The sequence below is a fragment of the Marinobacter koreensis genome (genome assembly GCF_023156285.1).
Classification (GTDB): domain Bacteria; phylum Pseudomonadota; class Gammaproteobacteria; order Pseudomonadales; family Oleiphilaceae; genus Marinobacter; species Marinobacter koreensis.
In genome coordinates, this window is the sequence record NZ_JAKZAJ010000003.1 from 280,747 (window position 1) to 304,552 (window position 23,806).

General features: G+C 57.5%; 19 protein-coding genes. 12 read left to right on the forward strand and 7 right to left on the reverse strand.

The genetic code is table 11. The features are described from left to right. Positions 1-98 precede the first annotated feature (98 nt). The 6 genes from sucC to rluB all read left to right on the forward strand — a co-directional run bounded on the left by sucC (position 99) and on the right by rluB (position 6,053). On the forward strand, positions 99-1,265 hold the full coding sequence (sucC, locus tag MLD04_RS09590; RefSeq protein ID WP_248157501.1) for an ADP-forming succinate--CoA ligase subunit beta: 1,167 nt from the start codon (positions 99-101) through the stop codon (positions 1,263-1,265). Next, positions 1,265-2,137: a succinate--CoA ligase subunit alpha gene (sucD, locus tag MLD04_RS09595; RefSeq protein ID WP_008938189.1), complete on the forward strand. Its 873-nt coding sequence runs from the start codon at positions 1,265-1,267 to the stop codon at positions 2,135-2,137. The genes sucC and sucD overlap by 1 nt, the downstream gene beginning before the upstream one ends. Positions 2,138-2,291: 154 nt before the next feature. Then, complete coding sequence (locus MLD04_RS09600; RefSeq protein ID WP_083870969.1) at positions 2,292-3,506, forward strand: tryptophan--tRNA ligase; 1,215 nt, start codon at positions 2,292-2,294, stop codon at positions 3,504-3,506. 46 nt (positions 3,507-3,552) lie between these two features. After that, positions 3,553-4,383: a segregation and condensation protein A gene (locus tag MLD04_RS09605; RefSeq protein WP_248157503.1), complete on the forward strand. Its 831-nt coding sequence runs from the start codon at positions 3,553-3,555 to the stop codon at positions 4,381-4,383. Between the two features lie 44 nt (positions 4,384-4,427). Beyond that, entirely contained in the window at positions 4,428-5,051 is a 624-nt protein-coding gene (gene scpB, locus MLD04_RS09610; protein WP_248157505.1) for an SMC-Scp complex subunit ScpB, read from the forward strand. 39 nt (positions 5,052-5,090) lie between these two features. Next, positions 5,091-6,053 carry a 23S rRNA pseudouridine(2605) synthase RluB gene (gene rluB / locus MLD04_RS09615; RefSeq protein WP_248157511.1) on the forward strand — a complete coding sequence of 321 codons (963 nt, stop codon included), beginning with the start codon at positions 5,091-5,093 and terminating at the stop codon, positions 6,051-6,053. Here rluB and MLD04_RS09620 read toward each other — a convergent pair. Next, positions 6,047-6,982: a GGDEF domain-containing protein gene (locus MLD04_RS09620; RefSeq protein ID WP_248157513.1), complete on the reverse strand. Its 936-nt coding sequence runs from the start codon at positions 6,980-6,982 to the stop codon at positions 6,047-6,049. The two genes, rluB and MLD04_RS09620, sit on opposite strands and share 7 nt — an antisense overlap. A 306-nt stretch (positions 6,983-7,288) precedes the next feature. On the opposite strand from MLD04_RS09620, the gene MLD04_RS09625 reads away from it, so the two are divergent. From MLD04_RS09625 to MLD04_RS09645, 5 genes are all read left to right on the forward strand, one after another. Beyond that, positions 7,289-7,948, forward strand: a complete 660-nt coding sequence (locus tag MLD04_RS09625; protein ID WP_248157515.1) for a GntR family transcriptional regulator — start codon at positions 7,289-7,291, stop codon at positions 7,946-7,948. Then, on the forward strand, positions 7,948-11,442 hold the full coding sequence (smc, locus tag MLD04_RS09630) for a chromosome segregation protein SMC (RefSeq protein WP_248157517.1): 3,495 nt from the start codon (positions 7,948-7,950) through the stop codon (positions 11,440-11,442). Before MLD04_RS09625 ends, smc begins: the two co-directional genes overlap by 1 nt. Positions 11,443-11,569: 127 nt before the next feature. Then, positions 11,570-12,625: a cell division protein ZipA gene (gene zipA / locus MLD04_RS09635; protein ID WP_248157519.1), complete on the forward strand. Its 1,056-nt coding sequence runs from the start codon at positions 11,570-11,572 to the stop codon at positions 12,623-12,625. A gap of 73 nt (positions 12,626-12,698) precedes the next feature. After that, positions 12,699-14,732 (forward strand): NAD-dependent DNA ligase LigA, encoded by a 2,034-nt coding sequence (gene ligA, locus MLD04_RS09640; RefSeq protein WP_248157521.1) that lies wholly within the window; start codon positions 12,699-12,701, stop codon positions 14,730-14,732. 183 nt (positions 14,733-14,915) lie between these two features. After that, positions 14,916-17,684 carry a hypothetical protein gene (locus MLD04_RS09645; RefSeq protein ID WP_248157523.1) on the forward strand — a complete coding sequence of 923 codons (2,769 nt, stop codon included), beginning with the start codon at positions 14,916-14,918 and terminating at the stop codon, positions 17,682-17,684. 2 nt (positions 17,685-17,686) lie between these two features. Here the strand turns inward: MLD04_RS09645 and MLD04_RS09650 are convergent, their stop codons facing one another. The 3 genes from MLD04_RS09650 to MLD04_RS09660 are packed head-to-tail and all read right to left on the reverse strand — an operon-like array spanning position 17,687 to position 20,902. Continuing rightward, positions 17,687-18,322 carry a CBS domain-containing protein gene (locus MLD04_RS09650; RefSeq protein ID WP_248157525.1) on the reverse strand — a complete coding sequence of 212 codons (636 nt, stop codon included), beginning with the start codon at positions 18,320-18,322 and terminating at the stop codon, positions 17,687-17,689. A 33-nt stretch (positions 18,323-18,355) separates the two neighbouring features. Beyond that, the gene (gene mnmC, locus MLD04_RS09655) at positions 18,356-20,284 is read right to left on the reverse strand and encodes a bifunctional tRNA (5-methylaminomethyl-2-thiouridine)(34)-methyltransferase MnmC2/FAD-dependent 5-carboxymethylaminomethyl-2-thiouridine(34) oxidoreductase MnmC1 (RefSeq protein WP_248157527.1); all 1,929 of its coding nucleotides are present in this window, start codon (positions 20,282-20,284) and stop codon (positions 18,356-18,358) included. A gap of 3 nt (positions 20,285-20,287) precedes the next feature. Continuing rightward, on the reverse strand, positions 20,288-20,902 hold the full coding sequence (locus MLD04_RS09660) for a peptidylprolyl isomerase (protein WP_248157529.1): 615 nt from the start codon (positions 20,900-20,902) through the stop codon (positions 20,288-20,290). A 218-nt stretch (positions 20,903-21,120) separates the two neighbouring features. Here MLD04_RS09660 and MLD04_RS09665 point away from each other — a divergent pair, with 218 nt between their 5' ends. Then, the gene (locus MLD04_RS09665) at positions 21,121-21,876 is read left to right on the forward strand and encodes a cyclic di-GMP-binding domain-containing protein, MshE-related (protein ID WP_248157530.1); all 756 of its coding nucleotides are present in this window, start codon (positions 21,121-21,123) and stop codon (positions 21,874-21,876) included. A gap of 67 nt (positions 21,877-21,943) precedes the next feature. On the opposite strand, the gene MLD04_RS09670 is transcribed toward MLD04_RS09665, so the two are convergent. From MLD04_RS09670 to flgA, 3 genes are all read right to left on the reverse strand, one after another. Continuing rightward, positions 21,944-22,414, reverse strand: coding sequence for a flagella synthesis protein FlgN (locus tag MLD04_RS09670; RefSeq protein WP_248157532.1), 471 nt, complete (start codon positions 22,412-22,414; stop codon positions 21,944-21,946). A 7-nt stretch (positions 22,415-22,421) separates the two neighbouring features. Continuing rightward, positions 22,422-22,748: a flagellar biosynthesis anti-sigma factor FlgM gene (flgM, locus tag MLD04_RS09675; protein ID WP_248157534.1), complete on the reverse strand. Its 327-nt coding sequence runs from the start codon at positions 22,746-22,748 to the stop codon at positions 22,422-22,424. A 201-nt stretch (positions 22,749-22,949) separates the two neighbouring features. Beyond that, complete coding sequence (gene flgA / locus MLD04_RS09680; protein ID WP_248157536.1) at positions 22,950-23,651, reverse strand: flagellar basal body P-ring formation chaperone FlgA; 702 nt, start codon at positions 23,649-23,651, stop codon at positions 22,950-22,952. Positions 23,652-23,806 lie beyond the last annotated feature (155 nt).

Here is a 23,806-nt window from a genome sequence, read left to right on the forward strand (position 1 = left end):
GCCGAGCGGAATTCGCAACAGCAGCTCCGTCTTGCGGAGCTTGCGCGGGTTCAATTTCCGTACGTGGTTATCCTCCATCAATAAGCGGGACATTAACTATGAATTTGCATGAATATCAGGGCAAGCAGCTGTTCGCCGAGTACGGCCTGCCCGTATCCAAGGGCATCGCCTGCGATACTCCCAAGGAAGCCGTAGCAGCGGCAGATGAAATCGGCGGTGACGGCTGGGTAGTCAAGGCCCAGGTACACGCCGGTGGCCGTGGTAAGGCCGGCGGTGTAAAGCTGGTCAAGAGCAAAGACGAGATCCGCGAGTTCGCCGAGAAATGGCTGGGTCAGAATCTGGTGACCTACCAGACTGACGAGAATGGCCAGCCGGTCAGCAAGATTCTTGTTGAATCCCTGACCGATATCGCTGAAGAGCTTTACCTCGGTGCTGTCGTTGACCGTGGCACCCGTCGGATTGTCTTCATGGCATCCACCGAAGGTGGTGTCGAGATCGAGAAGGTGGCCGAAGAGACTCCGGAAAAGATCCTGAAGGCCGAAATCGATCCGCTGGTTGGCGCTCAGCCATACCAGGGCCGCGAGCTGGCATTCAAACTGGGTCTGGAAGGCAAGCAGATCGGTCAGTTCACCAAGATCTTCTTGGGTCTTGCCAAGCTGTTCGAAGAGGCCGACCTGGCGCTGGTAGAAATCAACCCGCTGGTTATCACCCCGGCTGGCGACCTTCACTGCCTGGACGCCAAAGTAGGTGTGGATGGCAACGCCCTGTATCGCCAGAAGAAAATCCACGAGATGCACGATCCTTCCCAGGAAGATGCCCGGGAAGCGGAAGCAGCGAAGTGGGAACTCAACTACGTGGCTCTGGAAGGCAACATCGGCTGTATGGTTAACGGCGCCGGCCTGGCCATGGGTACCATGGACATCATCAAGCTGTCCGGCGGCCAGCCCGCCAACTTCCTCGACGTAGGCGGCGGTGCCACCAAAGAGCGCGTTTCCGAAGCGTTCAAGATCATTCTGTCTGACTCCAACGTCAAGGCCGTTCTGGTCAACATCTTCGGTGGGATCGTGCGCTGCGACATGATCGCAGAGGGCATCATCGGTGCCGTGAAGGAAGTGGGCGTGAAAGTTCCTGTGGTGGTTCGCCTTGAGGGCAACAACGCCGAAAAGGGTACCCAGGTACTCGCCGACAGCGGCCTGAACATCATTGCCGCCACCAGTCTGTCAAATGCGGCAGAGCAAGTTGTTAAAGCCGCAGGGGGTAAATAATGAGCATCCTGATTAACAAAGACACCAAGGTTATCTGTCAGGGCTTTACCGGTTCGCAGGGCACCTTCCACTCCGAGCAGGCCATTGCCTACGGCACCAAGATGGTTGGTGGTGTAAGCCCCGGTAAGGGCGGCACCGAGCACCTGGGGCTGCCGGTTTTCAATACCGTCCGTGACGCCGTTGAGGCGACCGGTGCCGAAGCGACTGTTATCTATGTGCCGGCCCCGTTCTGTAAGGACGCCATCATCGAGGCAGCCGACGCGGGCATCCAGCTGATCGTCTGCATCACCGAAGGCATTCCGACCATCGACATGCTGTACGCCAAAGAATACGTTGATCGTAAAGGCGTTCGCATGATCGGGCCGAACTGCCCGGGTGTGATCACTCCGGACGAGTGCAAGATCGGCATCATGCCGGGCCATATCCACAAGAAGGGCAAGGTCGGTATCGTATCCCGTTCCGGCACCCTGACCTACGAAGCGGTCAAGCAGACCACCGATTTCGGCTACGGTCAGTCCACGTGTGTTGGTATCGGTGGTGACCCGATTCCCGGGTCCAACTTCATCGATATCCTGAAGCTGCTTCAGGAAGACCCGGAAACCGAGGCGATCGTGATGATCGGTGAGATCGGCGGTACCGCTGAAGAAGAAGCGGCCGCGTTCATCAAGGAGAACGTGACCAAGCCGGTGGTCTCCTACATCGCGGGTGTGACTGCGCCTCCTGGCAAGCGTATGGGCCACGCCGGTGCGATCATCTCCGGCGGTAAGGGCACTGCGGATGAGAAATTTGCGGCCCTCAACGATGCCGGTGTCAAAACCGTGCGCAGCCTGGCCGATATCGGCAAGGCCCTCAAGGAAGTGACTGGCTGGTAAGCCATCCTTTCTGACAAAAACCCCCGACACCCGCCGGTGTTCGGGGGTTTTTGTTTTTTGGCCTGTGTCCTTAACGGCGGAGGGCTATCAGACTATAATGCCCGGTCAGCCGATTTTTCTCGGCCTATCGCTAGAAACATAAGGAGTTCGTGCTTTGAGTTCTGTAGATTCCCAGCAAAGGGTTTTGTCGGGCATGCGTCCGACCGGAAAGCTTCACCTTGGTCACTACCATGGTGTGCTGAAAAACTGGGTAAAACTCCAGCACGAGTTTGAGTGCTTCTTCTTCATTGCTGACTGGCATGCCCTGACGACGCAGTATGACGATCCTTCCGGCATCGAGCAGAGCGTCTGGGATATGGTGATCGACTGGCTGGCTGCCGGCGTCAATCCCGGCTCTTCCACCATGTTTATCCAGTCCCAGGTACCTGAGCATGCCGAACTGCACCTGCTGCTCTCGATGATCACGCCTCTGGGCTGGCTGGAGCGCATTCCGACCTACAAGGATCAGCAGGAAAAGCTGCGGGAGAAGGATCTGGCGACTTATGGATTCCTGGGTTACCCACTGCTTCAGACGGCGGATATCCTGATGTACCGCGCGGGTAAGGTGCCCGTCGGCGCGGACCAGGTTTCGCATGTGGAGATCACCCGGGAAATTGCCCGTCGGTTCAACCACATCTACGGTCGCGAACCCGGTTTCGAAGAGCAGGCCGAAGGTGCGATCGTGAAGATGGGCAAGAAAAACGCGAAGCTCTATCGGACACTGAAGAAGCGCTACCAGGAAGAAGGTGACATGGAGGCGCTCGAGACGGCCCGGGCGCTGCTTATGGAGCAGCAGAATATTTCTCTGGGTGACCGTGAACGACTGTATGGCTATATCGAGGGGGGCGGCAAGGTGATCCTGCCGGAACCCCAGCCATTGTTGACGCCGGAGTCCAAGATGCCCGGCCTGGACGGACAGAAAATGTCCAAGTCCTACAACAATTACATCGGTTTGCGTGAGGAGCCGGATGCGGTTGCCCAGAAAGTCCGGACCATGCAGACCGATCCCCAACGGGTTCGCCGGACGGACCCGGGTGAGCCGGAGAAATGCCCGGTGTGGGGCCTGCACAAGATCTATTCCGATGCGGATACCCAGGAATGGGTGCAGACCGGCTGCCGCAGTGCTGGCATTGGCTGTCTCGATTGCAAGAAGCCGCTGATCGACGCGATCGTTGAAGAACAACGGCCCCTGCACGAGCGTGCCCGTGAATACGAAAACAACCCGGATCTGGTGCACTCCATCCTCCAGGAAGGCCGGGAGCACGCCCGTGACGCTGCCCGGGACACGCTTGAGGAAGTGCGGGCTGCAATGGGGCTGAGCTATCGCTGAGCGCGGTAGTTTGCCTGATCCGATGAGAATCATCCGAGGGCAGTGAATGACGGACGAGTCCAATACCACGGCCATGGAGACGCCCCAGGAGGCAGAGGCACAATCGCCGTTGGCGGTGGTCTCAGGCAAGCCGGTGGTCGATCTGCCCAAGGACCTCTATATCCCGCCGGATGCGCTGGCCGTCTTTCTCGAAGCCTTTGAAGGGCCGCTGGATCTGTTGCTGTATCTGATCCGGCGCCAGAACATGAATATTCTGGATATCGACGTCAGCGAAATTACCCGTCAGTACATGGACTACATCGGAGCCGTCGAGGCGATGCGTTTCGAGTTGGCCGCCGAGTATCTGGTGATGGCAGCGACACTGGCGGAGATCAAATCCCGAATGCTGTTGCCCCGTCAGGAATCGGAAGACGAGGAGGAGGTGGATCCCCGGGCCGAGCTCATTCGCCGTCTTCAGCAGTACGAGCGATTCAAGCAGGCCGCGGAGGATATTGACGAGATGCCGCGCATGGAACGGGACACGTTCAGTGCATCCGCGGCACTGCCAAAACTTCCCTCAAGCCAGCCGCACCCGGACGTCGAGATGCGGGAGTTGTTGCTGGCTATGCAGGGCGTTCTGAAACGGGCGGATCTGTTCACCAGCCATCACGTTGAGAGAGAAATTCTCTCCACGCGGGAGCGCATGTCACACATATTGTCGGTGCTTCAGGACGATCGTTTTGTGACCTTCGAGAGCCTCTTTACCCTGGAAGAGGGTCGCCTGGGTGTCGTAGTCACGTTTCTGGCGACGCTTGAGCTGGTGAAGGAACAACTTATTGAGGTCGTGCAGGGTGACGTGCTCGGACCCATCCATGTCAGAGCGCGCGCTGCGCGTTGACGGAGGCTGACGAGCCTGAATGTACGAGAAACCGGATTCCGATCATGAATGAAGATCATATCCTCAGGATCCAGGCCATTGCCGAGGCGGCCCTGCTGGCGGCAGGCAAGCCACTGTCCCTGGAGCAATTGCGGGAGCTGTTCACTGAAGACGAGCGTCCGGCAAGGCAGGTGATGGAGCATGTCCTTGTTCAGCTCGAGGCCGCCTGCGAGGGGCGTGGTTTCGAGTTGAAGAAAGTCGCAAGCGGCTATCGGTTGCAGGTCAGGGAAGAGTTTGTGCCCTGGGTTGGGCGGCTGTTCGAGGAAAAGCCACAGCGCTATTCCCGGGCGCTGCTGGAGACGCTGGCTTTGATTGCCTATCGCCAGCCGATCACCCGTGGGGAAATCGAAGATATCCGCGGTGTCACGGTAAGCAGCAATATCATTCGCACCCTGCTTGAGCGAGAGTGGGTCCGGGTGGTCGGCCATCGTGACGTACCGGGAAGGCCAGCAATGTATGCCACTACCAAACAGTTTCTGGATTATTTCAATCTGACCGGGCTTGACCAGTTGCCGCCACTGTCGGAAATTCGCGATCTTGAAGAGATCGGCCGGGAGATTGAAAAGAATATGCAGGGGGAGATTGAGTTCGAGTCCCCCGACACCTCCAGTCAGGAAACACTTCACTGACGCGTTACCGTTCGCGCAGTTTATATCAAGGATTCAAACATGGCGTCAGACCAACCAGGTGCCGGTGCGGCAAATCACCGAAACAAAGCCGGCCAGGACACACCGGAGCGGATACAGAAGCTGCTTGCCCGGGCGGGCGTCGGTTCCCGCCGGGAAATTGAAGCCTGGATGGAGTCCGGTCGTGTCAGGGTGAACGGTCAGGCCGTCAGTCCTGGTGACAAAGCGACGGTCGGCGACCGGTTCGAGCTCGATGGCAAGCGTCTGGACGTCACTGGCGCCGCTGAAACCGTCCGTCGGGTGCTGATCTACAACAAGCCCGAAGGTGAGGTGACCAGTCGTAAAGACCCCGAGGGAAGGCCCACGGTTTTCGATCATTTACCACGTCTGAAGGACCATCGCTGGATTTCCATCGGCAGGCTCGATATCAATACCACCGGGCTCGTGCTCTTTACCACCGATGGTGAACTCGCAAACCGGCTGATGCACCCTTCCAATGAGATCGACCGTGAGTATGCGGTCCGGGTGTTCGGGGAAGTCGATGAGGCCATGATCGAGCGGCTCCTGGAAGGGGTGTTGCTGGAGGATGGCATGGCGAAATTCAGTGATATCAGCCCGGCGGGTGGTTCCGGTCTGAACCAGTGGTTCCATGTCACCCTGCTGGAGGGGCGCAATCGGGAAGTGCGTCGTCTTTGGGAGTCCCAGGGCGTGAAAGTGAGCCGGCTGAAGCGTGTTCGCTACGGGCCGATCTTTCTGCCAAGTCGTCTGACCATGGGTAAATGGGAAGAGCTGGACCAGAAGGCTGTGGATCTTCTCAGCAAAAGCGTGGGTCTGGAGTCGGTCGCTATCCCCGCCAAGACTCCGTCACAGAAAGCAGCCCATGAACGGCAGCGTAGAAAGGCACCTGCAAGACCTGGCCAGGGTAAGGGCGCAAAGAAGTGGCAGGTTGACGATGCGCCATCGGGCAAGGGAAAGGGCAGAGCGCCGAGGCGCGGCGGTCACTGACCGCCGCTGATCGTGGCTGAAATTCGGGTCTGATTGCGACCCTCCCTTTTGGCCCGGTAGAGCGCCTCATCAGCCCGGGTCAGCCATTGTTCCGCAGATTCTCCCTGCATGTGCGTGGACACACCGCAACTGGCTGTTACACCGACGCGAATATCGCCACGTTCAAAGATTGTATTGGTGACGGCCTCTCGGAGGCGGTCCGCCACTTCACGCGCTTCGTTACTTGCCGTGTGGGGCAGCAATACCGCAAATTCCTCACCGCCGAACCGGAAAATACTATCGGAAACCCTCAGCGTCCGTTCCATGCTCTCAGCGGTCAATCTCAGAATCTGGTCGCCCACCAGGTGGCCATGAATGTCATTGACGGCCTTGAAATGATCCAGATCCAGAAGAATCAGGGAGTAGGTTTCCTGATGGCGGTCTGACAGGTGGCTGGTCCGAGCCAGGTCTTCGTCCAGTGCCCGTTTGTTGGGAATGCCGGTCAGAGCATCGGTCCGCGCAGTTTGTTCCAATGCAATGAACTGACAGGCGTTCCGGATCGGGCAGATCGCGGTGCCGATCAGCATTTCGATTCCGCCCAGCTCTTCTTCGGTGAATCGTTTTCTTCGAAGCAGCGTGAGGGTGCCAAAGTGGGCTCCCTCCAGATTCAGCCGGTATTCTGCACGGTGAGGCCCGCCAAGACCTGTCGAGAATACGAAGTCCTGTTTGGCGATGCGGTGCCGGTACTGAAGCGAGTCAAATGGCACCACCGTTGCGGCCTCTTCGGCAAAGATTGTCAGCTGGTTTTCCAGCGAGAGAGTTGTCGACAGCCGACGCGTCAGGCGGGCCAGGATGTCCGGAGAGGTTGTCCATTCCTGCCAGGCTTGTTTCAGGGCTGCCAGTTTCTGAGGCTGGTCTGCAGACTTGGAGACAAAGGGCGTGTGCTTCACGTTAAATCGCTCTGTTTTCGGAATCGTTGTGCTTCAATAAGCAGATCCTGTGCCGGAAAATAAAAAGACAGTAAAACCAATACTCTAATAGCTTTCTTTAAGGTTGTATGGCAAGCCAAAACCGGTTTTTTGAAGGTGGTGCCAAAAAACTGGCAGAGGTTTGCCGGGCCAGTTCGATGGCGACAGGCAAAATCTCCCGGTCGGGGGATGGGGCAGGCGAAAGCGTGTGATAAACTTCTGCGCTTACGATTGTCTCCATGAAGGAAGTGAGCGTCAGTAGCTATGAGGTTTCAGGCTCCCGAAAGTTTGTCCGAGCAGATTGCCCAACACCTTGGGCAGCGAATCATTACCCGTGACCTCAAACCGGGCGAACGCATTCAGGAACTGAAAGTTGCAGGGGAACTGAATGTCAGCCGTGGGTCGGTCCGTGAGGCTCTCCTGATCATGGAGCGTCGCCACCTGGTCGAAATCTTTCCACGCCGGGGAGCGGTTGTGTCAGCGCTGACCCGTGAAAGCGTTAACAACCTCTACGACATCTACATTGATCTGCTGTGCATGCTCGGTCGCAAAGTCCTTGAGCGTTGGTCCGGCCCGGAGCTCAGTGGCGTGATGGGGCAGGTTCGCGAGTTACAGGCCGTGATCGATGCTCTGAACTCCAACGGGCCCGATGCGGCAGAACAGGTCATCGATGCCGGGTTCGGAGTGATGCGTTACGCCTATGGGTTGGTGGAAAACCCGTTCCTGGAAGAAACCCTTGAGAATTTCCGGCCTGCGATCAGTCGAACCTATTTCGTCGCCCTGGAGTACTTCCGGGACGAGATCGGAGAGACCGCAACTTTTTTCCGACAGCTTGCCGAAGCAGCGGGCAGTGGGGATGCCAGTCGGCTTGAAACCGTGATCGAGGCGTTCGGTGAACATCAACGCGAACAGGTTCTGAGTATTCTCCGGGACGAGGAAACCGCCTGATGCGTCTGAAGTCGATCAAACTTTCCGGTTTCAAATCGTTTGTCGATCCCACGACCGTCCCATTCCCCTCCAACATGACCGCCGTGGTCGGACCAAACGGCTGCGGAAAGTCCAACATCATTGACGCCGTTCGCTGGGTGATGGGAGAGAGTTCCGCCAAATACCTGCGCGGCGAGTCGATGACAGACGTCATTTTCAACGGTTCGAGTGCCCGAAAGCCGGTGGGGCAGGCGTCCATCGAACTGGTTTTCGATAACAGCGATGGAACGGCCCCCGGTGAGTTTGTTCGGTTCAATGAAATCTCCGTCCGCCGTCGTGTCTCCCGGGAAGGGCAGTCCGAGTATTTTCTGAACGGTTCGAAATGCCGGCGTCGTGATATTACGGACCTTTTCCTGGGAACCGGTCTTGGGCCGCGGAGTTACGCCATCATCGAGCAGGGAATGATTTCCCGTTTGATCGAGGCGAAGCCGGAAGAGTTGAGAGTCTATATCGAGGAGGCAGCCGGGATCTCGAAATACAAGGAGCGTCGCCGGGAAACCGAGAACCGAATCCGCCGGACCCAGGAGAATCTCGAGCGCCTCACCGATCTGAGGGACGAGCTGTCCCGGCAGTTGCAACATCTGGAGCGTCAGGCCGCTGCGGCCGAGAAATACAAGGCGCTCAAGCAGGATGAGCGGGTCAAGAAGGCCGAGCTGACGGTGCTTCGCTGGCAATCCCTGGACAACGACCTGCAGACCTGGCGGGAACGGATTCGTGATACCGAACTGGAGCTCGAGAAGCAGCTGACGGAACGGGTGAGCCTTGAAACCGGTCTGGAATCGCTCCGGGACAGCCATCAGGAGCGTACCGAACACTTCAACCGCGCCCAGGCCCGCTACTACGAAGCCGGTGCTGACATTGCCCGAATTGAGCAAAGTCTCGAGCACCAGCGGGAACGGAGCCGGCAAACGGCCGCGGAACTGGACCAGGCGATGGCGAATCAGAGAGAGCTGGCCCGGGAACTCGAGCAGGACGAAGACAAGCTCGCCGGTATTCAGGAAGAGCTCGACATGCTCGAGCCGGAGCAGGAGTCGCTGAGTCTCAGGTCCGAAGAGTCCGGGGAAAAGCTCCAGCAGGCCGAGGACGCCATGGCTGACTGGCAGCACCGTTGGGAGGAGTTCAGTGGGCGCTCTTCCGACGCCCGCCGCCAGGCCGAGTTGGCCCAATCCCGTATCCGTTCACTGGAAGACGCCATCGAGCAACTCCGTAACCGTCGCCGGAAACTGGACGATGAAAGAGAGCTGCTGGAAGGTCAGGTAGACCGAACCGAGTTGGAAGAGTTGCTTGAACAGCAGGAAACCCTGGAAATGCAGCGCGAGGAAAACGCCGCGCAGATTTCCGAGGTACAGGAGACACTGCAGGACGCCAGGCAGGATCAGCGAGAGGCGGAGCAGGCGCTAGCGGAAGAAAGGCAGCGCGTCCAGAGTTTGCGGGCGTCCCTGGAATCCCAACAGGCGCTGCTTGACGAACAGTTGGGTAGCCAGAATGACACGCTCCAGTCCTGGTTGTCCGAACGGGGCCTGGTCGATATGCCTCGGATCGCATCGACTCTGACGATTGAGGATGGATGGGAGTTCGCAGTGGAACAGGTGATTGGCCGTTTCACGCAGGGACTCGCGATGCCCGACCTTTCTGTACTTGGCGATGCCATGGGAGAAGCACCCCGGGGACTTGCAGTGGTGAATTCCAGGGGAGGAGATCGTCCGGCGAGTTCAGGACTCAAGTCGAAAGTGTCGGGCGTCACCGCGGTACAGGATATGCTCGAGGGTATCGATACCGCCGAAAGCCTGTCAGCCGCACTTGCCTCAAGGGAACAGCTGGCACCTGGCCAAAGTGTGATCACCCCGGAGGGTGCCTGGGTCGCCAGGGACTGGATACTGATGCCGGAGTCCGATTCCAGCCAGGTTGGCGTTATCGAGCGACAGAAGAAGGTGACCGAGCTGACGGATCAGCTTGAGACTGCCGAAGAAGCCATGGCGGCTGCCACGGATCGCCTCGAGCAACTTCAGGAGCGCTTTGAACGCGCGGAAGCCGCTCGCGATGATGTTCAGACAAGGCAAACGGCCACTGAACGGGAACTCAGTACACTGACGTCCAGGATCAGCGGCATCCGTGCCAGGGCAGAACAGATCGACTCACGACTTCAGAACATCAGTGAAGAACTCAAGGACGTGACTGTCAGTATCGGGGATCAGGATGAAAACCTGCAGATGGCCCGTGAAGAATGGCAGCAGGCGTTGGCGTCCACAGAAGACAGTGATGAAGAAAAGGAACGGCTTCTGGAGCAGCGTGACCTGTTGCGGGAACGGCTTGACGGCCTTCGGCAGGAAGCCCGCCACGACCGCGATCACGCCCATCAATTGCAACTACAGCTCCAGACGCTGACCAGTCAGCGCGATGGTCTCCGGCAGACAATAGACCGGATGCAGATGCAGAAGGAACGGCTCGACGAACGGCTGGAGATACTCCGCGAAGCCCGTGAAAGCGCCGAAGAGCCCATGGAAGATCTGCAAATGCAGCTTGAGGGGCTTCTGGACCGCCGGCTGGCGGAAGAGGAGAAGCTTGGCGCTGCCCGCGATTCACTGGAGGAAATTGATCGCGAGGTTCGGGAAAAGGAACAGGCCCGCAGCCGCATCGATCATGATATTCAGGATGTCCGTTCTCGTCTCGAAAAACTCAAGATGGAGTCGCAGGCGCTCGAGATCCGGTCCGGTAACCATATTGAGCAGCTCACGGAACTGGACGTGAAACTTCAGGAAGTCCTTGAGCAGCTTCCGGAGGGAGCCAACGAAAAGGATTGGGCCGAGGAGCTTGAGAAAATTGGCAATCGGATCCAGCGTCTGGGCGCGATCAACCTGGCCGCCATTGAGGAGTATCAGGTTCAGAGTGAACGAAAGACCTATCTGGACAGCCAGCACGATGATCTCATCGAAGCCCTGGAAACCCTCGACAACGCGATTCGTCGGATCGATCGCGAGACCCGGCAGCGGTTCAAGGAAACCTTCGATCAGGTGAACAATGGGTTGCAGGCGCTCTTTCCCAAGGTGTTCGGGGGTGGCAACGCCTATCTGGAGTTGACCGGGGAAGATCTGCTGGAAACGGGGGTGGCCATCATGGCGCGACCGCCGGGGAAGAAAAACAGCACGATCCATCTCTTGTCGGGGGGGGAGAAGGCACTGACTGCGATTGCTCTGGTCTTTTCCATTTTCCAGCTGAATCCGGCACCATTCTGTATGCTGGACGAGGTGGATGCGCCCCTGGACGACGCCAACGTAGGACGCTATGCCAACATGGTGAAGGAGATGTCCAAACAGGTACAGTTCATCTACATTACCCACAACAAGATTGCCATGGAGATGGCCGATCAGTTGATGGGCGTTACCATGCACGAGCCGGGTTGTTCGCGACTGGTATCGGTTGACGTGGATGAGGCGGCCGCACTCGCCGAGGCGTAACGGACGGTCTGGATGAAAAAGGGCCAACAATGACAAAACTGCCATCTGGCCCGGCGCGCGTTGTATTCATTACAGGCTTTTTTTAGAGTAGCAACATTACAGCATCTGCAGACAGGACAGCAGCGATATGTCACTTAGGGAATGGCTGATAGCCATAGGTACCCTGGTTATCCTCGGCATCGTGATCGACGGAATCCGCCGAATGAGGCGAGCCCGGAAGGAATCCATGGCGATTTCATCGGGCATGGGGGCAGACGACCTCGACGAATCTCCCCTGGATGATGAGTACAATCCGGAGCTTCCGAATGGTGGTGCCAGAACGGTCTCCCGGGATGTGTTGGAGGAACGTGGGTACGTCCGTTCCGAGCGACCCAGTCGTTTCGGTAAAGCCGAGCCCAAGCCGACCCGTCCGGTCTATCAGGCGCATTCGCCCGAAGCGGAGACCGGGCAGGAGCATGAACCTCAATCTGAGCCGGAATTTGCGTCGGATCCGACGTTGTCTGTTGCGGATGATCCCGTAGAGCCGGAGTCTGGCTGGACTGCCCGCCGTGATGACACGGGTATGGACGAGGGGGTCGCCGATGAGCCCCGGGTCTCCCCGCCAGAACCGGAGCCTGAACAGAATCGAACGCCGCCGGAAGAGGAATCGGCGCCGCCTCTGGTCACCAGTGAGGTAGAGGAAGACACCGCACGTCGGGAGGCGCCGGCCCGGGCAAGCGGACAACCGCTTGCAGGGGCGAACCGTCCGGAGGCGCGCGAGGTTATCGTGATCAACGTGTTGGCCCGACAGTCTGATGAATTCCGTGGCGAGGCTCTGAAGAAGCTCTTTGAAGCCTGTGGCCTGGAGCACGGGGATATGGATATCTACCACCGCCATGAGGAAGCAGACACGACCAGTCCGGTTCAGTTCAGCGTTGCCAACGCGGTGGAACCGGGGACTTTCAAACCCGGTGACATGCCCACGCTTTCAACGCCGGGCATCAGCTTTTTCATGAGTTTGCCGGGCCCCTCAAAGCCGCTGCAGGCGTTTGAGTTCATGCTGGAAACGGCGCAAGCGGTTGTCCGCAACCTGGGCGGTGAACTGAAGGACGAGCGTCGTAGCGTCATGACACCCCAGACGATCGAACACTGCCGCCAACGGATCCGTGAGTTCGAACGCAAACAGCGATCCCAGCGGGCCTGAGGGTCCCGGGTAAAACAGGCACGATGCCCGGTTCCCAACCGGGCATTTTTTTGAAGGTCGAGAGTACCTATCCATGAGCACACCCACCTCCGAGGTCATTGAGCGCGTTGAGGAGCTTCGGTCTCTGATCGAGGATCATAACTACCGCTATTATGTTCTGGACGATCCGAGAATTCCGGACGCGGAATTCGACCGTTTGTTCCGGGAACTGCAGCAACTGGAATCGGAGTATCCCGACCTGGCCAGTGACGATTCACCGACTCGTCGCGTGGGTAGCCGGGTCGAAACCAGCTTTGCCGAAGTCGTTCACCGTTTGCCCATGCTCTCCCTCGACAATGCCTTCAGCGAGGAGGAAATGCGGGACTTCGATCGTCGGGTGAGGGAGCGTCTCGGGACCGGTGAGGAGATCGATTATGTCTGCGAACCCAAGCTCGATGGGCTTGCCGTCAGTCTGCATTATGAGAATGGATCCCTGACGGTCGCGGCTACCCGTGGTGACGGGTACAGCGGCGAGGATATCACCGCAAACATCCGGACCATTCCTTCTGTACCTCTGAAGTTGAGGGGCGACGATGTGCCCGCCATGGTGGAGGTCAGGGGAGAAGTGTACATGCCCAAAGCCGGCTTTGAGTCGCTGAATCGGAGGCTGGCGGACAAGGGGGAGAAAACCTTTGTAAACCCACGCAACGCGGCCGCCGGCAGCCTTCGGCAAAAAAAATCCACGGTAACGGCAAAGCGGCCATTGGAGATGTGCGCGTACAGCGTGGCCGTTATTGATGAAAGTCAGTTGCCAGAGACCCAGTGGGATTCACTGCAGCAGGTCAAACGCTGGGGCTTTCGCATCAACCCCGAGATGCGTATGGCCCGGGGCGTTGAGGCGTGCCTGGAAGCGTACAGCGAGCTGATGAACAAGCGCGACAGCCTGCCTTACGAAATCGACGGTATTGTGTTCAAGGTCAATCGCCTGGATCTCCAGCAGGCCCTTGGCTTTGTGTCCCGGGCTCCGCGCTGGGCGATTGCCCACAAGTTTCCGGCACAGGAGGAACTCACGACCATTGAGGCTGTGGAGTTTCAGGTCGGTCGCACCGGCGCGGTGACCCCCGTCGCCCGGCTGAAGCCGGTTTTTGTCGGTGGTGTCACGGTCAGCAATGCCACGTTGCACAACATGGATGAAATTCGCCGACTCGATGTTCACATCGGGGATACCGTCTTTATTCGCCGGGCCGGTGACGTCATCCCTCAGGTCGTCAAAGTGGTCCCGGAGAAGCGACCGCCGAATGCCGAAGCCGTTCATCTGCCGCGGACCTGCCCGGTCTGTGATTCGGACATTGTGCAGATTGAAGGCGAGGCGGTGGCCCGTTGCTCCGGCGGCCTGTATTGCCCGGCCCAACGCAAGGAGGCCATCCGGCATTATGCCTCTCGGAAGGCGCTGGATATCGAGGGCCTGGGCGACAAGTGGATCGATATCCTGGTGGACCGGGGGATGGTCAAGACCGTCGCTGACCTGTACCACCTGACGGTAGCGGATTTGACGGGCCTTGAGCGCATGGGGGAGAAGTCTGCGGGTAATCTGGTCGAGGCAATCGATAAATCCCGTCATCCAGCGCTTTGGCGTTTTCTCTACGCTCTGGGCATTCGCGAAGTTGGCGAAGCTACGGCGAAGGGCCTTGCCCGTCATTTCGGAACGTTGGAGGCCATCTCCGAGGCCGACAGCGAGACGCTGCAGACGGTGCCTGACGTCGGGCCAATCGTCGCGGGTCATATTCGTAGCTTTTTCGATCAACGTCATAACCAGGAAACGTTGCAGGCTCTAAAGGACGCGGGCGTCGAGTGGCAGACCGAAACCGTGGAATCCAAAGACCAGCCGTTGGTTGGTGAGACGTGGGTCCTGACGGGCGCGTTGACCACGCTGACCCGGGACCAGGCCAAGGAAATGCTGGAAGCCCTGGGCGCTCGGGTGGCCGGCAGTGTCTCGAAAAAGACGGCCTGTGTCGTTGCCGGAGAATCTGCCGGTTCGAAACTGGCCAAGGCAGAGCAACTGGGCGTTCCGGTCCTCGACGAAGCCGGTCTGATGGCTCTCCTCAAGGAGCATGGCCTTTACGAATAGGCCAGATGGCCTGATCACGGTGCTTTGGCAGGTGCCAAAGCACCGGGCGCAATGAATCTGAGAACTCGCGCAGATCCCTTTCAGATCAAATTGGCTACCATGGCGAACATGTGTAACGGTGTGTAATCGTCCCCCGGGGCCGGTGCATAACTCCTAAAACAACGTATTGAAACGGATTTTTTCATGCGCGCCGATAGTTGTCTCTCCCATACGATCTCGACGTTTCGTTTGCTGGTCCTGGTGCTTCTGGCACTGGCTGCCGCGGGCTGCAAAACCGAAAAAAGTCCCGATCAGCCGACGTTGCTTGGTATTCCACCTGCCACAGCCTACCTTGGCGTACGTTATTACTATAATTGGGGGGCTTATGGTGGCGAGAACATTCTCGATTATTCCCTCACCAACGCGCCGTCCTGGCTTGCACTGGAAGATACGAGCAATAAGGCACGGCCCGGAATTATTATGGCGGGTGTTCCTGGATTGACGGGGGGAGCGAGAGGAAATGCCGATAGAGAAAAGGTTCGCAACATCAATCTTGTGACAAATGATGGAACCCTATCGGGGGCCCGGCCATTCGATATTGACGTTCAATATAATATCTTGAGCCTCGAAAAAGCGACAATTCAGGAAGATAGCGCTGCCGATCAGCCCGAAGAACCCCGCGTATCGCACTGTGCTCAACCAGATCTTTCTCAAATAGGCCAACACACCTTCAATATAAATATCTACGACGATGAAGGTGTTGTCACCGGACAAAAAACGGTGACTTACCCGACGTACCCGATTTACGTAAAACTCAAGTTGGATCAACCATCCGTCACAAGAATTCAGGTGGCTTTCCAACTAAATTCTCTGTACAACCCGGAGGCATGCGACAACACGTACAAGGGAGCACCCCCACATCAGCGCTGTGATTTCAGCTCCGATAATCTGGGTAATGCAATTATTGGCAAGGACATTGTCGGGCTTGGCAGTGAGTCCCCGAGTCCCGTTGATATCAATGGCAATCCCCTCGATTACCTGTCCTATGAAACGGATGATAACGGGAACCTGACCCAGGGCGTCGTAACGCTTGAGCCGGGAGTCCAGGAGTGTTATGTCCGCCTTGAAGTCGTGGACGATAGTTTTGCGGAACTTTCTGAAACAGCTCAATTGAGCCTTACTTCTGTTCGCTCCGGTTTGGCCGGCCTTGGCCCCAGTAACGACCGGGTCGATGCGAGCATTGTGATTGAGGACGATGAGCCTTCTGTATCTCTGGAAACCCTGAAGGGTGGCGACCGGGATACTGTCAATGTCGGTAGCGTTGAAGAGTATCGAGCCGTTATTTCAGGTGAGCATCCGGATCGGGAAATCCGGGTACGATTGACTCAGTCAGAGGATTCTACCGCCCGATTGGGGACCGAGTTCGAGATTGAACGAAAGGCTCAGGACGGCTCCTGGGTTACAAGCCCGGAATTGGTCTTCCCAGCCGGTGAAAACGAGCAGGTTTTCCGGATAAATGTGCTTTCGGGCGCTCCCACTGGGATTCCGGTCTTGCCCGACCTGTTTTTCAACCTGGTTGTCGACGAAAAATACCAGGCCGGGCGTGAGGACTATGCGAGGCCTGGTAGTGAAAACCTCCTCAGGATAAGTGTGAATCAACAGACCACGCCATTAAGTCTGGGAACCAGTAGCACCTTTGTCCCGACGGACATCGCGATGGGTCACAATGGTCGCCTCTTTGTGACGGGCTACGATAAGCCGGATGGAAACCGTATCAGGGTGAAGATCTATGATCAGACAGGAAACCTTCTGCAAGACGTGGGTATAACCCCTCAAGGCGATTCCATTCCCGCCCCATCTGATGTCGACTCATACCCGGTCATCAATACGGTCCAAAGGCAGGTTACTGAAGGCAATAACAAGGTAAACCGATACGAATTTATCGTGGCTTACAATACCAGTGGCACCGTTAACGGAACGGCCAACAAGGGTGGCGAAGACGTGATTAGTTCGGTTTACTGGTTCGATGAAGCGTCGAATGGCGGTGAGTATGTCCCGAAATGGACTGCGCGAACTGGCACTTCAGGAAATGACCGGGTCCGGGAAGCGAAGATAAACGAGGAGTCTGGTTACGTGGTCCTGTTTGGAGAAACCGATGGCATCTGGCCAGGCGAGCAATCGGCGGGTGGCTACGACAGTTTTGCCCAACGTATTGATACAGTCGTTGACGGGTCAAATGAGACGCCAGTCGTGGCGTGGACTCAACAGGTAGGGGCTTCAACAGACGATTCGGTCGCAGGTGGTAACGAATCCGGAGTGTCACCATTGGTTTTTGGTTCAGCCAGCGGTTCTGTCGGAGGCGCAGCGGTGATCGGTGGTATCGACGGCTTTTTCTATTCTGCAAACGGAGGGGAGGCCTCGCCGGACGTCCGGCAGGTCGGTAGTGACGCCGATGATGCAGTAACAGACGGTTTGGTTTTAGGGGGAAATCTGTGGTTACTGGGCAACAGCGACGGCAAGTACTTTTCAGTCAAGCAAGATGATGTGTTGACTCTGGGGCGCACGAACCTTGATAGCCAGGCTGGATTTTTGGTCTCTTACAATACCTCCGGGGATTTTGTGAACGCGTTTACTCTGAATGATGCCGCTGATTCTTCCACGGAGACGTTTGGTTCGGTTGTTGAATTCGGGGGAGATTTGGTGGCTGGCGGAACGACGGATGGTGTATACAGCCCGGGTGCCACCGACCTTACAGGTATACAGGGAATTCTCTCCCGAGTGTCACTTGAGAATTCTGACAGCGCGATGACCGATGACTCTCGTCAATGGCGGACCCAGTTGGATATTGGTAATTCTGAGATTACGACGCTGGCAAATTATCGGGATGACGAGATCATCGCCCTGGCCCGCAACGGAACGGATTGGGAGATTCTCCTGTTCAGTCCGGAGGGCCGTTTGCTGACCACTCCCTGATCTCAGACAGCCCCTTCCTGTCCCCCGGCGCCGGCTGCGTAGATCCGCAAAAAGTCGGTGCTGGTTACCACGCCTTTTGGCTGGCCTTCACCGTCCATGACCAGTGCAGCGTTGAGTTGGTGTGCCAACATCAGGCGCGCCAGTTGATGGGCATCGGTTTCGGTTGAGGCGGTCAGAAATGCAGGCAGCTCAATGTGACTGAGGCTCTGTTCCATGGGGCTGGCAGACTGCGCATGGATCCAGGAGAGCAGCCACTTCAGGTCAATCAGGCCCGCGACGTTCTCGCCAGCTGTCACGATCAGGTGATGAACGCCGTTATCGTCCATTGTCGTCAGGGCCTCCGATACCGTGGCGGTGGCCGGCACTGAAAACAGTACCGGGGAGCATAGCTCGGACACCGGCAGGTATGGCCGTTGTTCCCGGGCTTCACCGGCACTGGCGGCACTGTATTCCTGCAGGGCACGTTGACGCCCTGAGTGAGCCGCTTGCTGGTACTCCCCGTCGGTAACCGTGCTTTGGCCCGGTACGATGGGGTGGGACTCAGTCAGCTCCGTCACGTCACCAACGCGTCGGCTTCTCAAGGCCTCGGGGAGCCGTGTGCCGACCGGCCGGCCGGGTTCACTGACGAAGATGGACATCGGATGGGTACTCCGGATTTTTTCTGGCTTTGTCTATTTAACGGCTTCGCCGAAAGAAAGTTCAGTGTTTTTTCGAGTGTCCTTTGTTTTGGCCCGAATCATCCGGCCCGGATCAAGTAACTTCCGGAGTGGTCCCGGTATGGCTTCAGGGTGGGCAAGGAGCCGGTCAGCCAAATATTCCGCCAACAGGGGAGCGTAGCTGATCCCTTTGCTCCCGAGGCCAGTGAAGAGGTAGACCCCATCCAGGCTTCGACCTTCCATGTCCTTTACCGGTCCCACCACGGGTTGGTAGTCGTGGGTGGTGCAACGAAACCCGACACGTCCCTCAAAGGTTGCTGATGACTCCCCGTGATCATTGAATGCATCCGGCAACATGGCTCGAAGTTTTTCGAGATTTTCCTGATTGGACACCCCGGTAGGCTGCGGGTCCGAATTGTGCAGATCAAAGGTTGCCCCCGTAACCGCGATGTTACCGGCCATGGGATTCAGATACCTTTCGCCACAGATGACCGCCCCTGGCGCTTTCAAAAGTCCTTCAGGCAGGTGGGTGACCTGGCCCCGAATCGCTTTGAACCGGAATGACGACTGCAGCGGTATCAAGGTCGGAGTCAGGTGTCCGGCCGCAATCACCAATGACTCAACGATGGTATCTGGCCCGCCATCACTGGCGATGTGCCATTTCCCGTTGCAGGGTGTCAGACGCTGAACCTTGACGCCAAACCGTTGGTGAATACGGGGATGCTCGACCAGCCGCTGGCATAGTGTCTGCGGCGCGAGCCAGCCGCTGCGGGGAAACCACAGGCCACCGGACGGGCAGGGCACTCCGGTCAGATCGGTGGCGGTAGACGCATTCACCGGATACAGCAGGCTTTCGGGATAGTGGTTGCGGTCAAGGAACCGGGTTTGACGGTCCGACTCCTGCTCGCTCCAGGCCAGTTGCAGGAGTCCGGTAGGATGCCAGACACTGTCGCGGTAGGGTTCGTAGGCCTGGTAGGCAAAATTGAGGGCGGTCAGGGCGAGTTCGGTCTGGGCGTTGAAATCGACGCCCAGTTTCACGTAGCTTGCGCCCTGAAGGTTGCGCGATGCCCCCGCTCCTGCTTGTTGGGCAGCATCGATCAGGACCACTTCAACACCCCGTTGGGCGAGATTGTTTGCCAGCAGGGAGCCTGCGAGCCCGGCACCAATGATGGCGATGGGGCCTGCTATCTGCGCCTGGACCGGTTCGGCTTCCTCTGAAGGGAGATGGCCGACAATCATGTCGCGTTTGCGACCGAAGCCCGGCGCCTTGCGCATCACAAACCCCTGGCTTTGCAAGGCCCTTCGGATCCGTCCAACCGCGGTAAACGTGGCGATGGTTGTACCCGCCCTGCTGTGCCTGCGGATCAACCGGATCCCTTCATCCAGCCACATTTCCGGATTGCAGGCTGGTGCAAAGCCATCCAGGAACCAGGCGTCGGCCTGGAACGTCAATGTCGACCAGGCATCAACCACATCGCCAAAAAACAGCGTGAGTCGGACCCGCCCTTCGTCCAGCACCAGCCGATGGTTTCCTCTGAACAGTGGGGGATAGCTGGCCAGTAACTCATCCGCCAGCGGCTTCAGTTCGGGCCAGAGTTCAAGTGCCCTGGCGAGGTCCTCCGGTGCAATCGGAAAGCGTTCTGCCGACACGAAATGGAGGATCGCGTTATTGGGGGGGCGATGCTGTTGCCAGGCCTGCCACGTGGCGAGAAAATTCAGACCCGTGCCGAAGCCCGTTTCAGCGACGACGAAAACGTCGTTGTCTTCAAGAGCCTGAAAGCGCTCCGGCAGGCCATTCTGTTGAAGGAATACATAGCGCGTTTCTTCCAGGCCGTTATCACGACTGAAATAGACGTCCCCGAACTGTCGGGACTCGGGGATTCCGTCACGCCATTGGAGGTCTGCGGCTTCAATGGCAGGCGGCTTTACGTTGTATTCGCCCATGCCTCACTCTTGTTCATCCAGTACGGATGCTTCCTGGATGATCACTGGGTCCTTGGGAACATCGGCCATTCCCCTGGAATATCCGGTCTCGACCTTGGCGATGCTGTCCACCACGCCCATACCCTCGACGACTTTTCCAAAGACGGCATATCCCGGGCCGCGAACACCCGCATTCAGAAAATCATTATTGGCCACGTTGATGAAAAACTGGGAAGTAGCCGAGTCGGGATCGTTGGTTCTTGCCATGGCGATGGTGCCCCGCAGATTTGGAAGACTCTGAGTGGCCTCGTTGGCTATGGGGTCGCGTGGCGTTTTCCGCGACAGTGTTGGTGTAAAGCCGCCACCCTGAATCATGAAGCCGGGAATGACGCGGTGAAACACGGTGCCGTTGTAAAAGCCGTCGCGTACATACTGCAGGAAATTCTTGACGGTTGCCGGTGCCACGTCGGGGCGAAGTTGCAGCACGAATGCGCCTTCACTGGTGACCATTCTGACCTTGGGCAGAGTGTCGTTCTGGGTCGTGGACTGGGCATGGGTCAGTGGAGATACGGCGAACGCAGTCAGCGCTACCAGGAAAACGGAAGTCACAATGCCCGGAGTTTTTACCGTAGTTTTCATTTCGTGGTGTTACTCGCTGTTAGCATGTTGAAAGAATTCTGCCGCACAAGGCAGACGCGCAATATCCGGTGACCGATGTTAGCAGATTGATACAGAAATACGGGCAATTCCCTGAAGAATAAAGATTAACAATCTTCTAACCTGAGCCGGTCAAATCGTCATAACTTACCACTCCGGGCCGCGATGTACGGTAGTCACTGAGTTTAAGGAGGAGTGTGGTGAGAATCCGTCAGGGATTTGAAGAGAAATCGCGGCTTGGTCGGCTGCTGGTCAACCGGGGGTATCTCTCCGAGCATCAGGTTGACGAAGGCCTGAGACTCCAGCGTGAAACCGGTCAGCGTCTGGGTGAGATACTTATCCAGGCAGGATGGCTGACCGAGAAGGAACTGCACCGTGTGCTCAAGCATCAGAGCCGGTACCGAAATGCGGCGGCCCTGTTTACCATGGTTGCATTGCCTTTCCAGCCGGTTGTTTCGCTCGCGGCAACGAATACTGCAGAGGCATCGCCGATCAGTCCGACATCCGGCGAATTGTTTTCCCGTTCGTCACTGCCGTTTCGGTCACTGTCCGATACCGAGTTGGCCGGTGTGGCAGGGCAGGCGGATCCGACTCTGGTTGACCGTGCCAATCTTTTATCGGCAATGGCATCGAATCCGGCCGGCGAAAACGGCGATGAGGATGGGGTTGCTGTGGACGCCGTCGAGGGCATCAAGCTGGCGGCCAACGTGTTTGTACCGGTGCTCAATTTCCTGGATTCAGACCTGACCATCTCAGGCGTTCACTATCGCGACAATGAACCGCGATACACGGTTCGTGACGATGGTGCGCTTGTCATGGCGCTTCCAGAGCGTATCGAGGAAATCCGGATGGATAATATCCGGGTCAGCGGAACTGCCGGGCCTTCCATGGGGAACATCAGCATGCAGGATATACGCTTCGACCCCCGATCAAGCATGACCGTCTATACCCGGTAAGATAATCCAATAAAAAAACGCCCGGCCAGGGCCGGGCGCTTTTCAGGATTGATCGCAAGCCTGCTGGTCAGGCGCTGGCGAGAATGCTGCGGTTATTCATGCCGGTCTGTTCGCCCTTTGATCCGTAGAGCTTCTGCTGACCAGAGGTTCCCCGGAATACATCGGTCAGGCGAGCCAGACGTTTTTGCAGATGCTGGACGACCTTGCCGTTGCCTTCATTGAGTTGGCGACAGGTCTTTAGTCTCTCACTGGCCTGTTGCCAGAGTGCGTAGGTGTCTTTCAGCCCGGCACCCAGGATGAAGCGTGAGGGCTCTCCCTGGTCTGGGCTGTAACCCATGGCAACCAACAGGTGGATTTTCTGTTTCGCGCGCTCGCGAATGTCCATCAGGGCAGCGTTCTTCTGCTCGGTAACCGCCTGGAGCGAACGGATATCCGAGTCACCCAGAAGAGCTTTTTCCTGTTTGAGAAGCTCGGACAGCTGGTCCAGCTGCCGGACGTCTTCGGCAAGCAGAGTTTTCAGATCATCGATTGCGGCCATAGTTCACTCACCCGAAAATGCTTTGATCCATCTCAAGCATTTTCTGGGCCAGCTTCTCCGCATCGATTTTGTAGGTGCCGTTCTCAAGCGCCGAGCGAATCTGGGCAACGCGATCATCGTCCACTTCGGGATAATCGCCAAGCTTTTCTTCCAGCTGCTTGAGGTTTTTGGCCTGGTTGCTCAGGCTCACGTTTTCACCACGGGCCTGCTCGGCCTGCGGACGTGCCTGGGCTGGCGTCGTCTGGGACTTGTTTTCCGCGTTGGAAGCCTTGTCGGCCGCCGGATTCTGGATGTTGACCTGGCCGCGTCCAATTCCGTTAAAGTCAACTGACATATCGGTACCTGCTACTTTTGTGCGCCCTGCCGGGCGCGGACTCGAGTTTCTGGTTTGGTTAACGGCATGGGAGCCGGAAACTTTAATCCTTGAGCGGATTTTTTATTAACATCTGTTTACATTCCCGGTTTCGGCCCGGATCGGGCCGGCCGGGCTTTGCCGCGGCGGCAATCAATTGCCGCTGGTGGCTGGGCTGAGCGGCTACATGGGGACTTCAACCCGGCCCGGACCGACGACATTGGCCTTTATGGTTCGCGATGAGCGCAGATTTTCCACAAGAACCTGTTCACCGATGGCGGCGTCCGCAAGCGCTTTGCCGCGGGAAGTGACTGAAAATGATCCGCTTTTGGCAACGATGATAACATGATCGCCCCGGGAAACGGCGTTCGGTGCTTCAAGAAGGTCCGGAGTGACAGGCGAGCCGGCATTAATGGGACGGCGCACGACCATGCCGGCAACGTCGCTGATTTCTTTGACAAAGCCCCGGCGGCTGTCATTCAGGGTGATTGTGGCGACGTGCACCATACTCTTTTGCATTCGTTCGCCGCGTGCGATGGCACGGCTTGCGACAACAGCGGGCCCCTCAATGCTGACGGAGGGGGTCGTGTACATCCGCCAGGGCCTGGAACCGTTGCAGGATACCTGAAGGGATGGCCGGGGACTTTCCCACGGGTCCCCGGTAAAGGACACCTCGGGTTCGGAGCTGCAGGGTGCCAGGGCCAGCCGGCTATCGATGTCCGAGGGCTCAAAGGTGACCTTATAGCCTTTTTCCGACTGGTCTTCTGCAAACTGCTCCAGGAAGGCCGCAGTGGCCGCCCGGATCTGTGTTGCCGTGGTCCGCGGTTGTTCGGCCCAGACGGGGGTCGACATAAGCAGTATCAAAGCCAAAATGGTGGTGCGCATGGGCGTCAGTTTGTCCTATGCTGTAACCGTTGGCGCGAAACCGCGGATTTCCTCTAAAAATTCGTGGTTTTCGGCCGTTAAATAAGTGCAAGACAGGCAAGACGTCATGAATCCGTCGTTTCGCCATGGTAAGCGAATCAGACGCAAGATATATG

Excerpts from the sequence above, each read along its gene's own strand:
- flgM (WP_248157534.1), bottom strand. The coding sequence starts at position 22,748 with ATGTCAGTTGACTTTAACGGAATTGGACGCGGCCAGGTCAACATCCAG.
- zipA (WP_248157519.1), top strand. The coding sequence starts at position 11,570 with ATGTCACTTAGGGAATGGCTGATAGCCATAGGTACCCTGGTTATCCTC.
- smc (WP_248157517.1), top strand. The coding sequence starts at position 7,948 with ATGCGTCTGAAGTCGATCAAACTTTCCGGTTTCAAATCGTTTGTCGAT.
- MLD04_RS09605 (WP_248157503.1), top strand. The coding sequence starts at position 3,553 with ATGACGGACGAGTCCAATACCACGGCCATGGAGACGCCCCAGGAGGCA.
- scpB (WP_248157505.1), top strand. The coding sequence starts at position 4,428 with ATGAATGAAGATCATATCCTCAGGATCCAGGCCATTGCCGAGGCGGCC.
- rluB (WP_248157511.1), top strand. The coding sequence starts at position 5,091 with ATGGCGTCAGACCAACCAGGTGCCGGTGCGGCAAATCACCGAAACAAA.
- MLD04_RS09645 (WP_248157523.1), top strand. The coding sequence starts at position 14,916 with ATGCGCGCCGATAGTTGTCTCTCCCATACGATCTCGACGTTTCGTTTG.
- mnmC (WP_248157527.1), bottom strand. The coding sequence starts at position 20,284 with ATGGGCGAATACAACGTAAAGCCGCCTGCCATTGAAGCCGCAGACCTC.
- sucD (WP_008938189.1), top strand. The coding sequence starts at position 1,265 with ATGAGCATCCTGATTAACAAAGACACCAAGGTTATCTGTCAGGGCTTT.
- MLD04_RS09650 (WP_248157525.1), bottom strand. The coding sequence starts at position 18,322 with ATGTCCATCTTCGTCAGTGAACCCGGCCGGCCGGTCGGCACACGGCTC.
- ligA (WP_248157521.1), top strand. The coding sequence starts at position 12,699 with ATGAGCACACCCACCTCCGAGGTCATTGAGCGCGTTGAGGAGCTTCGG.
- MLD04_RS09670 (WP_248157532.1), bottom strand. The coding sequence starts at position 22,414 with ATGGCCGCAATCGATGATCTGAAAACTCTGCTTGCCGAAGACGTCCGG.
- MLD04_RS09660 (WP_248157529.1), bottom strand. The coding sequence starts at position 20,902 with ATGAAAACTACGGTAAAAACTCCGGGCATTGTGACTTCCGTTTTCCTG.
- sucC (WP_248157501.1), top strand. The coding sequence starts at position 99 with ATGAATTTGCATGAATATCAGGGCAAGCAGCTGTTCGCCGAGTACGGC.
- flgA (WP_248157536.1), bottom strand. The coding sequence starts at position 23,651 with ATGCGCACCACCATTTTGGCTTTGATACTGCTTATGTCGACCCCCGTC.